The organism is Pseudomonas sp. HMSC063H08 (assembly GCF_001813645.1).
GTDB lineage: Bacteria > Pseudomonadota > Gammaproteobacteria > Pseudomonadales > Pseudomonadaceae > Pseudomonas > Pseudomonas aeruginosa.
The window spans coordinates 9,905-22,425 of sequence record NZ_KV813325.1; the positions used below are offsets into that span (position 1 = coordinate 9,905).

The 12,521-nt window shown below is 66.4% G+C and carries 11 protein-coding genes and 1 tRNA gene; all 12 read right to left on the bottom strand.

The features are described from left to right. Window positions 1-856, bottom strand: an 856-nt coding sequence (gene dctM / locus HMPREF2924_RS00520) for a C4-dicarboxylate TRAP transporter large permease protein DctM (RefSeq protein ID WP_070700300.1), incomplete at its 3' end; no start/stop codon positions are given. Further along, entirely contained in the window at window positions 853-1,485 is a 633-nt protein-coding gene (dctQ, locus tag HMPREF2924_RS00525) for a C4-dicarboxylate TRAP transporter small permease protein DctQ (protein WP_003096191.1), read from the bottom strand. The genes dctM and dctQ, both read right to left, overlap by 4 nt. A gap of 18 nt (window positions 1,486-1,503) precedes the next feature. Beyond that, entirely contained in the window at window positions 1,504-2,499 is a 996-nt protein-coding gene (gene dctP, locus HMPREF2924_RS00530; RefSeq protein WP_003105525.1) for a C4-dicarboxylate TRAP substrate-binding protein DctP, read from the bottom strand. Between the two features lie 240 nt (window positions 2,500-2,739). After that, entirely contained in the window at window positions 2,740-4,128 is a 1,389-nt protein-coding gene (gene dctD, locus HMPREF2924_RS00535) for a two-component system response regulator DctD (protein WP_003096187.1), read from the bottom strand. Further along, a complete protein-coding gene (gene dctB / locus HMPREF2924_RS00540) occupies window positions 4,125-5,963 on the bottom strand; it encodes a two-component system sensor histidine kinase DctB (RefSeq protein WP_003135924.1) in 1,839 nt (612 codons plus the stop codon). Before dctB ends, dctD begins: the two co-directional genes overlap by 4 nt. Before the next feature lie 59 nt (window positions 5,964-6,022). Further along, window positions 6,023-6,568 carry a dTDP-4-dehydrorhamnose 3,5-epimerase gene (rfbC, locus tag HMPREF2924_RS00545; RefSeq protein WP_003096184.1) on the bottom strand — a complete coding sequence of 182 codons (546 nt, stop codon included), beginning with the start codon at window positions 6,566-6,568 and terminating at the stop codon, window positions 6,023-6,025. Continuing rightward, a complete protein-coding gene (gene rfbA / locus HMPREF2924_RS00550; protein ID WP_003135922.1) occupies window positions 6,568-7,449 on the bottom strand; it encodes a glucose-1-phosphate thymidylyltransferase RfbA in 882 nt (293 codons plus the stop codon). Before rfbA ends, rfbC begins: the two co-directional genes overlap by 1 nt. Continuing rightward, complete coding sequence (gene rfbD / locus HMPREF2924_RS00555; protein ID WP_003135921.1) at window positions 7,446-8,354, bottom strand: dTDP-4-dehydrorhamnose reductase; 909 nt, start codon at window positions 8,352-8,354, stop codon at window positions 7,446-7,448. The genes rfbA and rfbD overlap by 4 nt, the downstream gene beginning before the upstream one ends. After that, window positions 8,351-9,409 carry a dTDP-glucose 4,6-dehydratase gene (gene rfbB, locus HMPREF2924_RS00560; RefSeq protein ID WP_003096179.1) on the bottom strand — a complete coding sequence of 353 codons (1,059 nt, stop codon included), beginning with the start codon at window positions 9,407-9,409 and terminating at the stop codon, window positions 8,351-8,353. Before rfbB ends, rfbD begins: the two co-directional genes overlap by 4 nt. A gap of 235 nt (window positions 9,410-9,644) precedes the next feature. After that, window positions 9,645-9,720: transfer RNA gene (locus tag HMPREF2924_RS00565), tRNA-Thr, on the bottom strand. Between the two features lie 73 nt (window positions 9,721-9,793). Next, window positions 9,794-11,323, bottom strand: a complete 1,530-nt coding sequence (locus tag HMPREF2924_RS00570; protein ID WP_003096173.1) for a DHA2 family efflux MFS transporter permease subunit — start codon at window positions 11,321-11,323, stop codon at window positions 9,794-9,796. A 10-nt stretch (window positions 11,324-11,333) separates the two neighbouring features. After that, window positions 11,334-12,518, bottom strand: a complete 1,185-nt coding sequence (locus HMPREF2924_RS00575) for an HlyD/EmrA/EmrK family protein (protein WP_003135919.1) — start codon at window positions 12,516-12,518, stop codon at window positions 11,334-11,336. Window positions 12,519-12,521: the final 3 nt, after the last annotated feature.

Here is a 12,521-nt window from a genome sequence, read left to right on the forward strand (position 1 = left end):
TGGCGTTGGCGATGATGAACATCAGCATGATGGTCAGCTTGCCAGACTCCAGCAGCACCTTCGGGCACTCTTTCAGGCGCATGTCCTTGTACACGAACAGCGCCACGAACGCCGAGTACACGGCCGCGACGGCGGCAGCCTCGGTTGGGGTGAAGGCGCCCGAATAGATGCCGCCGAGAATGATCACCATCAGCAGCAGGCCCCAGAGCGCCTTGCGCGCGCTGGCGATCCATTCGCGAAGGCTGACTCTCGGCATGGCCGGCAGCTTCTTGACCCGGGCGACGATGTAGATCACCACCATCAGGATCAGGCCCAGCAATAGTCCGGGGACCACGCCGGCCATGAACAGCTTGCCGACCGAGGTTTCGGTCGCCGCGGCATAGACCACCATGACGATCGACGGTGGGATGAGGATGCCCAGGGTGCCGGCGTTGCAGACGATCCCGGCGCCGAACGCCTGTGGGTAGCCCGAACGGACCATGCCGGCGATGGCGATCGAGCCGACCGCCGCCACCGTCGCCGGCGAGGAACCGGACAGCGCGGCGAAGAGCATGCAGGCGAGCACCGCGGCGATCGCAAGGCCGCCGCGAATATGCCCGACGCAGGCGTTGGCGAAGTCGATCAGGCGCCGCGCCACCCCGCCGGTGGTCATGAACGCGCCGGAGAGCAGGAAGAACGGGATCGCCAGCAGGGTGTAGTGCTCGGAGGTCTCGAACAGCTTGATCGCCAGCGAGCGTACCGAGTCCGGGCTGAACAGGAGGATCGTCAGCGCACCGGAGAGCCCCAGGGAGACGGCGATCGGCACGCCGATGAACATCAGCAGGAACAGCAGCAGGAAGAGGAACAGGATGGTCATGCTTTCGGCTCCTCGTGCTCGGTCAGCTTCAGCGCGTCGGCGGCCTCGTCGGCCAGGCCCAGGCCGGTCTGACGGTTGCGCAGGATGCGCACGAGGATCTCGGCGAAACGGATGAACACCAGGGCGAAACCGACCGGCACGATCAGGCCGATGTGCCATTGGCGGATGCCGAAGTGGTCGAGGTCCTCGGCGCCGATGCCGGCGATGAACAGGGTCTTCACCCAGTCGTAGCTGGCCACGCAGAGCAGGCCGGCGTAGCCGAGGCAGGCCAGGCAGGCGATCACGCCGAGGACCCGCTGTACCGGCCGCGAAGCCAGCTTCACCAGCACGTCCACGCCGAGGTGCCCGGCGGTGCGTACGCCGTAGGCGATGCCGAGGAAGATCAGCCAGGCGAACAGGGCCTTGGTCAGGGCGTTGCTCCAGGTCATCTCCTGGGCCAGGCTGAGGATGGCGTCGCCGATGGCGAGCAGCGTCTCGTTGCCGCCCTCCCAGAGGTCGGCGAGATCGTAGAACAGCGTGTAGAGGTTATTGAGGACTACATAAACGAAGGTAACCAGCGTCATGGCGGCGAGGAGGAAGGCGATCAGGCCTTCCTCCAGGCGCGCCCAGACGCGCGCGAGCGCGTGCATGGGCTTTCCCTCTTCTTCTTATTGAGCCTGGTTGGCGGCTTCGGCGGCCTTGATCAGGTCGGCGCCGATCTCACCTTCGAACTTCTTCCACACCGGCTGCATGGCCTTGCGCCATTCGGCCCGCTGTTCGGGAGTGAGTTCGATGATCTCGCTGGTCTTGGCCTCGACGATGCGCTGCTTGTCGCCCTGGTTGAGCGCCTCGGCCTGCTTGTTCACCTCCACGGTCACCTCGTCCATGGTCTTGGCCAGAACGCCGCGCACGTCTTCCGGCAGGCCGTTCCAGAACTTGGTGTTGGTGATCACCATGTAGTCCAGCACGCCGTGGTCGGATTCGGTGATGTACTTCTGCACTTCGTGCATCTTCTGCGAGTAGATGTTCGACCAGGGGTTCTCGGTACCGTTGACCACGCCGGTCTGCAGGCCCTGGTAGACCTCGGCGAAGCTCATCTTGCGCGGGTTGGCGCGCACCGCCTTGAACTGTTCCTCGAGCACCTTGGAGGCCTGCACGCGGAACTTCAGGCCGCGGGCGTCCTTCGGCTCGCGCAGGGGCTTGTTGGCGGACAACTGCTTCATCCCGTTGTGCCAGTAGCCGAGGCCGGTGATGCCCTTGTCCTGCATCGAGGTCAGCAGCTCCTTGCCCTGCGGGCTCTGCTGGAAGCGGTCGACCGCCTGGATGTTGTCGAACAGGAACGGCAGGTCGAAGATCTGCAGTTTCTTGGTGTACTGCTCGAACTTGGCCAGCGACGGCGCGATGATCTGCACGTCGCCCAGCAGCAGGGCCTCCATTTCCTTGCCGTCGCCGAACAGCGACGAGTTCGGGTAGACCTCCACCTTGACCTTGCCCGGCAGGCGTTCCTCCACCAGTTTCTTGAACAGCAGCGCGCCCTGGCCCTTGGGCGTGTGCTCGGCGACGACGTGGGAGAACTTGATGACGATCGGGTCGGCCGCCTGGACGATTCCGGCGACGGTCAGGGAAAGTGCGCAGACGAGCGCCTTCGCGGTGTGCTTGAGCATGAGACTTCCTCTTTGTTCTTGTCTGTCTTTTATGAAGAGGACAGATGTCCTCTCGGCGTGGCCGAACAAGGGAAGTCTAGGCAGCGCAGCGGCAGATGCTGCGTGAATCGGAAAAGCGCCTGGTCTTCTGCTTGTTGGAACGCTCGGGAAGCAGTGAGCAAGCCCTGTGCCAGTCGGGCAAGGGCGTGCAGGGGAGATGCTGCGGGCGCGAATGGCGAACGGCTGGCGGTATTCCGCCATTCATTCGCCATCATCTGGCGGATTCTCGCCAGGCGTGTTGAACGGCAGGCCGTGCTTGCGCAGCTTGTCGTGCAGGGTCTTGCGCGGGATACCGAGGGCCTCGGCGACGCTGCGCAGCGAATTGTGCGGGCGTTCCAGCTCGGCGGCGATCAGCGAGCGTTCGAAGGCCTCGACCTTGGCGCTGAGGTTGTGCGGCTCGTCGGCGGCGTCGGGCAGGACTCCATCGTCCAGGCTCAGGCCGAGGCCCAGGGCGAAGCGCTCGGCGGCGTTCTGCAATTCGCGCACGTTGCCCGGCCAGTCGTAGGCCAGCAGCCGCGCCGACTGGCCGGCGTCCAGTTCGCGTGGCGTCAGGCCATGGCGCATGGCGCCGGCTTCGGCGAAATGGCGGAACAGCAGCGGGATGTCCTCGCCGCGCTCGCGCAGCGGTGGGATGCGCAAGCTGGCGACGTTGAGGCGGTAATAGAGGTCGGCGCGGAAGCGGCCCTGGTCGGCGGCCTGGCGCAGGTCTTCCTTGGTTGCCGCGATGATGCGGATATCCAGCGGGATCAGCTGGTTGGAGCCGAGCCGCTCGACTACCCGTTCCTGCAGCAGGCGCAACAGCTTGACCTGCACGTCCAGGCTCATGCTCTCGATCTCGTCGAGGAACAGGGTGCCGCCATTGGCGTACTCGAACTTGCCGATGCGGCGCTTCTGCGCGCCGGTGAAGGCGCCGGCCTCGTGGCCGAACAGTTCGCTTTCCACCACCGATTCGGCGAGAGCGCCGGCGTTGATCGCGACGAACGGTCCGTCGCGTCGGCTCGACAGGTCATGCAGGGCCCGCGCGACCACCTCCTTGCCGGCGCCGGTTTCGCCAAGGACCAGCACGTCGGCCTGGATCGCCGCCAGCGAGCCGACCTGCTCGCGCAGGCGCTGCATGCCGGCCGAGCGTCCGATCAGGCGCCCATGCAGTTCGTGGCGTTCGGCCAGGGCCAGGCGCAGGGTGCGGTTCTCCAGGACCAGCCGGCGCACCTCCAGGGCGCGGCGCACGCTGTCGAGCAGGGCGTCGCTGGGAAAGGGCTTTTCCAGGAAGTCGTAGGCGCCGCCGCGCATGGCCTGGACCGCCAGCGGCACGTCGCCGTGGCCGGTGATCAGGATCACCGGCAGGTCGGCGTCCTGTTCGTGCAATTGGCGGAGCAGTTCCATGCCATCGATGCCGGGCATGCGGATGTCGCTGACCACCACCCCGGGCCAGTCCTTGCACTGCGCGGTATCCAGCTGGCGCGCGTCGTCCAGGGTCGCGACCTTGAGCCCGGCGAGGTCGAGCGTCTGGCGCAGGGCCTGGCGCAGGTGCGGATCGTCGTCGATCAGCAGGACCTGGGTCTGGGCATCGAATGGCGCGAAGGGACTCATGCGCGGGTTTCCTCCTGGGGCATGGCGGCGACGCCGGGAACTCCCGGCAGCAAGTGCAGGCGCACCACGGCGCCGCCTTCGAGATGGTTGCCCATTTCCAGGCGGCCGCCGAGGGCGCGCAATAGGTTATCGCAGATGGCCAGGCCGAGGCCGAGCCCTTTGGCGGTGGTCTTGGTGGTGAAGAAGGGTTCGTGGGCGTGGGCCAGGGCGTCCTCGGAAAACCCCGGGCCGTTGTCGCGCAGGGTCAGGGTCACGCCGTGCTGGTCCTGGCTGGCGATCACCCACAGGCGCCGCGGCGGAGCTTTCTCGGCGAGCGCGTCGAGGGCATTGGTGAGCAGGTTGCCGAGGATCTGCCGCAAGCGGGTCTCGCCGGCCTGGACCCACAGCGGGGCGTCCGGCACGTCGCGCAGCAGTTCGACGTTCATCGCCCGCCGCCGACTGGCGAGCATCGACAGGGCGTCCTCGATCGCCGGCTGCAACTGCACGTTCTCCGGCGCCCGGCGCGCACCGCGGGCATAGGCCTTGAGGTGGGCGATGATCGAGGCCATGCGGGTGGTGAGGTCGCTGATCTGCTCGAGATTGCCGCGGGCGTCCTCGGTGCGCTGGTGGTCGAGCAGCACCCGGGCGTTGTCGGCGTAGCTGCGGATCGCCGCCAGTGGCTGGTTGAGTTCGTGGCTGATGCTCGCCGACATGGTGCCGAGGGCCGTGAGCTTGCCGGCCTGGACCACTTCGTCCTGGGCGCGCATCAGCTCGCGCTGGGCCTGCTCGCGTTCGTGGACTTCCTGCTGCAACTGCGCGTTGGCGCTCTCCAGCTCGCGGGTGCGTTCCAGTACGCGCTCTTCCAACTGGCGCTTGGCCTCGGCCTCGAGAGCGATGCGGTCCAGGTAGTGACGGCGGCTGAGGGTCAGCAGGGTAAGCAGCAGGAGCAGGGCGAGCAGGGTCGCGCCGCCGATCAGCAGGACGCTGCGCACCGGCCGTTCGATGAGGGTGCGGGGGGCGTAGATGCTCACCGTCCAGCCGGTTTCCGGCAGCGTCCGGCTCTGGCTGAGCCAGGCGCTCTGTTGCAGGCGCAGGGGCTTCGGGTCCTGCACCGGGTAGGGGATGTTGGCGTGGATCTCGTCGCGCTCCGCCGCGCTCAGCGGCCGACTGGCATGGAAGCGCCAATCCTCGCGCGAGGAGAGGATCACCACGCCGTAGTTGTCTATCACCAGCAGTTGCTCAGGGGAATTGCCCCAGAGCCGTTCGATGTGTTCGAGATCGACCTTCACCACCAGCACGCCGATGATCCGCGAGCCTTCCTTCACCGCACTGGCGAAGTAGTAGCCGCGCTTGATCGAGGTGGTGCCCAGGCCGAAGAAGCGCGCCAGGCGGCCCTGCATGGCCTCGCGATAATAGGGGCGGAAGGCGAAGTTGCGGTGGACGAAACTGTCCGCCTGGGCCCAGTTGGAGGCGACCTGGGTGGTGCCGTCCGGTTGCAGCAGGTAGATCACGTCGGCGCCGGTGCGTCGGCGGATGTCGGCCAGCGTCTCGTTGGCGATCTTCTGCAGCAGCGGGTCGCCAGGTTGTTGCAGGGCCTGGCGCAGCACCGGCAGGCCGCCGAGGATCTGCGGCAGTTCTTCGTAGCGGCGCAGCGTGCCGAGCAGGTTGGCGACGTAGAGGTCGAGCGTCTGGCGGTTCTGCTCGGCCAACTGCTCGCTGTAGTAGCGCTCGGCGAAATATTGCAGGGGCCAGAGCAAGGGCGCGAGAAGCAGGGCGAGGATGACCAGCGAGCGCCAGCGATGGAAATAGGCTTTCAAGACGAACGAACCTGCCGTGGCTGCGAGTATCCGGGGCATCCCGGACGGGACGCCCTAAATTATCACGCCTTGCGCCGAGTCCGGTCGCTCCCCGCCGTTCAGGGGAAGCAGTCGGCGTCGGCGAATGCCTTGCCCTGGCGGTCCTTCTCCGAAAGCAGGGGGGCATCCTGCAGCGGCCAGTCGATCTTCAGCTCGGGATCGTTCCAGACGATGCAGCGTTCGTGTTCCGGCGCCCAGAAGTCGGTGGTCTTGTAGAGGAACTCGGCGTATTCGCTGAGCACCACGAAGCCGTGCGCGAAGCCGGCCGGAATCCACATCTGGCGCTTGTTCTCCGCGCTCAGGCGTTCGCCTACCCACTGGCCGAAGGTCGGCGAGCCGCGACGCAGGTCGACGGCCACGTCGAATACCTCGCCGAGGGTGGCGCGCACCAGTTTTCCCTGGGCTTGCCGGATCTGGTAGTGCAGGCCGCGGAGGACGCCACGGGCGGAACGCGAATGGTTGTCCTGGACGAAGCTGACCGGATGACCGCAGGCCTCCTCGAAGGCGCGCTGGTTGTAGCTTTCGAAGAAGAATCCGCGATCGTCGCCGAACACCCGGGGTTCGAAGAGGATGACGTCGGGGATTGCCAGGCGGGTCGCTTTCATCAGTACACGGTTCCAGTCAGCAGGCGCTTGAGGTATTGGCCGTAGCCGTTCTTGGCCAGCGGCGCGGCGAGTTTTTCCAGTTGCGCGGCGTCGATCCACTTCTGCCGGTAGGCGATCTCTTCCGGGCAGGCCACCTTGAGACCCTGGCGGTTCTCCAGGGTGGCGATGAACTGGCCGGCCTCGAGCAGCGAATCGTGGGTGCCGGTATCCAGCCAGGCGTAGCCGCGGCCCATGATCTCCACGCTGAGGTGGCCGCGCTCCAGGTAGGCGCGGTTGACGTCGGTGATCTCCAGCTCGCCGCGCGGCGAAGGCTTCAGGTCCCTGGCGATGTCCACCACCTGCTGGTCGTAGAAATACAGGCCGGTGACCGCGTAGTTCGACTTCGGCTTCAGTGGCTTCTCTTCCAGGCTGATGGCCTTGCCGCCCTGGTCGAACTCGACCACGCCGTAGCGCTCCGGGTCCAGCACGTGGTAGGCGAAGACACTGGCGCCGGTCTGGCGCTGCGAAGCGCTGCCGAGCAACTCGTGGAAGTCGTGGCCGTAATAGAGGTTGTCGCCCAGGACCAGCGCGCTGAGGTCGTTGCCGATGAACGACTCGCCGATCAGGAAGGCCTGGGCCAGGCCGTCCGGCGACGGTTGCACGGCATATTGCAGGTCCAGGCCCCAGTTCGAACCGTCGCCCAGCAACTGCTGGAAGCGTGGGGTGTCCTGTGGGGTCGAGATGATCAGTATCTCGCGGATGCCCGCCAGCATCAGGGTACTGAGCGGGTAGTAGATCATCGGCTTGTCGTACACCGGCAGCAACTGCTTGGAGATGGCCAGCGTTGCCGGGTGCAGGCGGGTGCCCGAGCCCCCGGCGAGGATGATGCCCTTGCGTTTCATAGTGGTCCCTGCTCGCTCAGTTCCTGGATCATGCGTCCGGCATGGTAGCGCCAGTCTGGCAGTACCAGGCCGAAGACCTGTTGCAGCTTGCGGTTGTCGAGGCGCGAATTGGCCGGACGCTTCGCCGGCACCGGGTAATCCTCGGTGGTGATCGGCAGGACCCGCTGCGGCGTCGCCTGCAACTCCCAGCCCCGCTCCAGCGCCTGTTCGATGACGAAGCGCGCATAGAGGTGCCAGGACGTCTCGCCGCTGGCGACCAGGTGGTAGGTGCCGCTGGCCCGTGCTGCCAGCTCGGCGTCCCAGCGCAGGCGCTGCAGGGCCTGGGCGGTGACGTCGGCGATCAGCTCGGCGCTGGTCGGCGCGCCGAACTGGTCGGCCACGACCTTGAGTTCGTCGCGTTGCCCGGCCAGGCGCAGCATGGTCTTGGCGAAGTTCCCGCCGCGCGCGGCGTAGACCCAGCTGGTGCGGAAGATCAGGTGGCGGCAGCCGCTGGCGCGGATGGCCTGCTCGCCTTCCAGCTTGGTCTGTCCGTAGACGCTCAGCGGGCCGGTCGGCGCGTCCTCGGCGAAAGGCGCGCTGCCCGCGCCGTCGAACACGTAGTCGGTGGAGTAATGCACCAGCCAGGCGCCGCAGGCCGCGGCCTCCTCGGCCAGTACCGCGACGGCGCGGGCATTGATCAGGCGGGCGTTGTCGGCATCGCTCTCGGCCTTGTCCACCGCGGTGTAGGCACCGGCGTTGACGATGAACTGCGGCCGCTCGGCGCGAACCAGTCGCGCCAGGCCTTCGGGGTCGGCGAGATCGGCGCGCCGGCGGTCACAGACCAGCAGTTCGCCCAGCGGCGCCAGGGCGCGCTGCAGCTCCCAGCCGACCTGGCCGTTGGCGCCGAGGAGAAGGATCCGGTTCATGCGTACTGCTTACCCACCCACTCGCGGTAGGCACCGCTGGTTACGTTGGCCACCCAGTCCTGGTTGTCCAGGTACCAGCGCACGGTCTTGCGGATGCCGGTCTCGAAGGTTTCCGCCGGCTTCCAGCCCAGCTCGCGCTCCAGGCGCGTGGCATCGATGGCGTAGCGGCGATCATGGCCCGGACGATCCTTGACGAAGGTGATCTGCTCGCGATAGCTGCGGCCGTCGGCGCGCGGCTGCTCCTGGTCGAGGATGGCGCAGAGGGTCTCGACCACGTCGAGGTTGGCCTTTTCGTTCCAGCCGCCGACATTGTAGGTCTCGCCCAGTTGCCCGGCTTCGAGGACCCGGCGGATGGCGCTGCAATGGTCCTTGACGTAGAGCCAGTCGCGGATCTGCTGGCCGTCGCCGTAGATCGGCAGCGGCTTGCCGGCCAGGGCGTTGTGGATCACCAGTGGGATGAGCTTTTCCGGGAAGTGGTAGGGGCCGTAGTTGTTCGAGCAGTTGGTGGTCAGCACCGGCAGCCCGTAGGTGTGGTGATAGGCCCGCACCAGGTGGTCGGAGGCCGCCTTGGACGCCGAGTAGGGACTGTTCGGCTCGTAGCGGTTGTTCTCGGTGAAGGCCGGATCGCTCGGTGCCAGCGAGCCATAGACTTCGTCGGTGGAGACGTGGAGGAAGCGGAATGCCGCCTTCGCTTCCGGCTCCAGCGCGCCCCAGTAGGCGCGCACTTCTTCCAGCAGGCGGAAGGTGCCGACGATGTTGGTCTGGATGAAGTCCTCGGGGCCGTGGATCGAGCGGTCCACATGAGATTCCGCGGCGAAGTTGAGGATCGCCCGCGGCTGGTGCTCGGCGAGCAGGCGGGCTACCAGCTGGCTATCGCCGATATCGCCGGCGACGAAGGTGTGCCGGGCGTCGCCGTCGAGGCTGGCGAGGTTCTGCCGGTTGCCGGCGTAGGTGAGCTTGTCGAGGCTGACCACCGGCTCGTCATGCAGGGCCAGCCAGTCGAGCACGAAATTGGCGCCGATGAAGCCGGCGCTGCCGGTCACGAGAATCGTCATGAGTCATACCTTGTTCAAGCAGTGGTTGTCCGTAGGGCTGCTTCGACACGTCCCGCCAAGGTGTACCAATCGATCGTGAAGACGACGATTAGTACGGGAAAAATGGCGATCCTGCCAACCCCAGATCTGGTAGGTGCATCTGACCCGGCATTCTATGCGAAGTGCCATCATCGGGCGGCAGGTAGGAGGATAAAACAAAAAAGCCCCGCGCGAGGCGGGGCTTTTCGGGGATTCGTGGTGCCGGCACCAGGAGTCGAACCCGGGACCTACTGATTACAAGTCAGTTGCTCTACCAGCTGAGCTATACCGGCGAAGAGGGCGACATTATAGCCAGCCGCCGCCAGGAGTAAACCACTGATTTTCCTGCCCGAATGCCGTTCGTCCTCAGTGCCCGGAGGCGGCCGCGCCGGGCTTGGCGCCGAACGGCGGGCGGGCCAGCCAGATGATCACCAGCAGGGCGAGGAACAGCCAGCCGAGCATGGTGAAGTAGTCGATGGTGGACATCATGTAGGCCTGGCTCTGCACCATCCTGTCGAGCAGCGCCGCGTTCGCCTGGGTGTTGCCGCCGAGCTGGGCGAGGGTTTCGTGGGTGGCCGGGTCGTAGAGACTGATGTTTTCGCTGAGATAGGCGTGGTGTTGGGTGGCGCGGCGGTTCCAGATCCAGGTGGTCAGCGAGGCGGCGAAGCTGCCGCCGAGGGTGCGCAGGAAGGTGGCCAGGCCGGAGCCGTCGGCGATCTGGTCGGGGGGCAGGTCGGAGAGCAGGATGCTCAGGATCGGCATGAAGAAGAATGCCACGCCGAGCCCCATGATCAACTGCACGATGGCGATATGCTGGTAGTCGACCTCGGTGGTGAAGTTGGCGCGCATGAAGCAGGTGATGGCCATCGCCAGGAACGACAGGCCGGCGAGCATGCGCAGGTCGAAATGGTTGGCGTAGCGGCCGACCAGCGGCGAGAGGAACACCGGGAGGATGCCGATTGGCGCGGCGGCCAGCCCGGCCCAGGTGGCGGTGTAGCCCATCTGGGTCTGTAGCCATTGCGGGAGCAGCAGGTTGATGCCGAAGAACGCGGCATAGCCCAGCACCAGCGCCAGGGTGCCGGCGGCGAAGTTGCGGTGGGCGAACAGGCGCAGGTTGACGATCGGATGGCGGTCGGTGAATTCCCAGATGATGAAGAAGGCCAGGGCGATCGCCGCGATCAGCGCGCCGCCGACGATGAAGTTCGACTCGAACCAGTCCAGGTCGTTGCCCTTGTCGAGGACGATCTGCAGGGCGCCGACGCCGATCACCAGGGCGATCAGGCCGACGTAGTCCATCGGCGCCTTCTTGATCACCACCGGGCGTGCCTTCAGTTGCTGGTAGACGACGAAGGCGGCGAACAGGCCGACCGGCACGTTGATGAAGAAGATCCACGGCCAGCTGTAGTCGTCGGTGATCCAGCCGCCGAGGATCGGCCCGGCGATCGGCGCCACCACCGTGACCATCGCCAGCAGGGCCAGGGCCATGCCGCGCTTCGCCGGTGGGTAGATGGAGATCAGCAGGGTCTGGGTGATCGGATACAGCGGCCCGGCGACGAAGCCCTGCAAGGCGCGGAAGCCAACCAGAGAAGGCATCGACTGGGCGATGCCGCAGAGGAACGAGGCGAGTACGAACAGCAGCGCGGCGGCGATGAACAGGCGCACCTCGCCGACCCGCCGGGCCAGCCAGCCGGTCAGCGGCAGGGCGATGGCGTTGCTCACGGCGAACGAGGTGATCACCCAGGTGCCCTGTTCCGAACTCACCCCGAGGTTACCGGAGATGGTCGGCAGGGCGACGTTGGCGATGGTGGTGTCGAGCACCTGCATGAAAGTCGCCAGGGACAGGCCGATGGTCGCCATCACCAGGCTGGGCGGGGAGAAGCTGCTGCTTTCGCTCATGCTGGCGGGCTCAACGCTGGGCGGTCTTGCCGTGGTCTTCGGCGAGGTTGGCTTCGATCAGGCGTTCGATCAGCTTGTCGGCCGAGGCCAGTTGCTGCTGGTAGACATCGGTGGAGAACAGCGCTTCGCGCGGTGGCTGCAGGGCCAGGGCCGGGCCGCTCTGGTCGTGCAGGTCGACCTTGACGTCCATCGACAGGCCGATGCGCAGCGGATGCTTCTGCAATTCTTGCGGATCGATATGGATGCGCACCGGCACCCGCTGGACGATCTTGATCCAGTTGCCGGTGGCGTTCTGCGCCGGCAGCAGGGAGAACGCGCTGCCGGTGCCCACGCCGAGGCTGTCGACGGTGCCGCTGTAGCGCACGTCGCTGCCGTAGAGGTCGGAGCGGATCTCCACCGGCTGGCCGATACGCATGTGCTTGAGCTGGGTTTCCTTGAAGTTGGCGTCGATCCAGATCTGGTCCAGCGGGACCACGGCCATCAGCGCATTGCCCGGTTGCACGCGCTGGCCGACCTGTACGCTGCGCTTGGCGACGTAGCCGGTGACCGGCGCGACGATGGTCGAACGGGCGTCGTCCAGGTAGGCCTGGCGCAGTTGCGCGGCGGCGGCCTTGACGTCCGGATGGGAGGTGATCTGGGTGTCGTCGACCAGCGCTCGATTGGTGTTCAACTGCTGTTCCGAGCTGGTCAGCGAGGCTTTCGCGCTGTCCAGCGCGTCGCGGGCGTGGGCCAGTTCCTCCTGGGAAATGGCGCCGTCGTCGGCGAGGTTCTTGCGCCGCTTGTAGTCGGCCTCGGCCTTGGCCAGCGCGACCTTGCGGGTGGCGACCTCGGCGCGATAGCCGTCGACGTTGCTGAACAGCCCGCGTACCTGGCGCACGGTGTGGGCCAGGTTGGCCTCGGCGCGCTGGAGGGCGATGTCGGCGTCGCTGGGATCGAACCTGACCAGTTCCTGGCCCTTGCGCACCAGGTCGCCGTCGTCGGCGCCGATGCTGACCACGGTGCCGACGATCTGCGGGGTGATCTGTACCACGTTGCCGTTGATGTAGGCGTCGTCGGTGTCCTCGTGCCAGCGGCCGTAGAAGAACTCCCAGGCCACGCTGGCCAGGGTGGCGAGGACGATCACGGCGAGCAGGATCAGCAACCAGCGCTTGCGCTTCGGGTTGCCGGCGGGGGTTTCGCTGTTGGCGGTAGTCATGGT

Coding starts and splice junctions, on each gene's coding strand:
- dctB (WP_003135924.1), bottom strand. CDS start 5,963: ATGCCCCGGATACTCGCAGCCACGGCAGGTTCGTTCGTCTTGAAAGCC.
- dctP (WP_003105525.1), bottom strand. CDS start 2,499: ATGCTCAAGCACACCGCGAAGGCGCTCGTCTGCGCACTTTCCCTGACC.
- rfbB (WP_003096179.1), bottom strand. CDS start 9,409: ATGACGATTCTCGTGACCGGCAGCGCCGGCTTCATCGGCGCCAATTTC.
- rfbA (WP_003135922.1), bottom strand. CDS start 7,449: ATGAAACGCAAGGGCATCATCCTCGCCGGGGGCTCGGGCACCCGCCTG.
- rfbC (WP_003096184.1), bottom strand. CDS start 6,568: ATGAAAGCGACCCGCCTGGCAATCCCCGACGTCATCCTCTTCGAACCC.
- dctQ (WP_003096191.1), bottom strand. CDS start 1,485: ATGCACGCGCTCGCGCGCGTCTGGGCGCGCCTGGAGGAAGGCCTGATC.
- rfbD (WP_003135921.1), bottom strand. CDS start 8,354: ATGAACCGGATCCTTCTCCTCGGCGCCAACGGCCAGGTCGGCTGGGAG.
- HMPREF2924_RS00570 (WP_003096173.1), bottom strand. CDS start 11,323: ATGAGCGAAAGCAGCAGCTTCTCCCCGCCCAGCCTGGTGATGGCGACC.
- HMPREF2924_RS00575 (WP_003135919.1), bottom strand. CDS start 12,518: ATGACTACCGCCAACAGCGAAACCCCCGCCGGCAACCCGAAGCGCAAG.
- dctD (WP_003096187.1), bottom strand. CDS start 4,128: ATGAGTCCCTTCGCGCCATTCGATGCCCAGACCCAGGTCCTGCTGATC.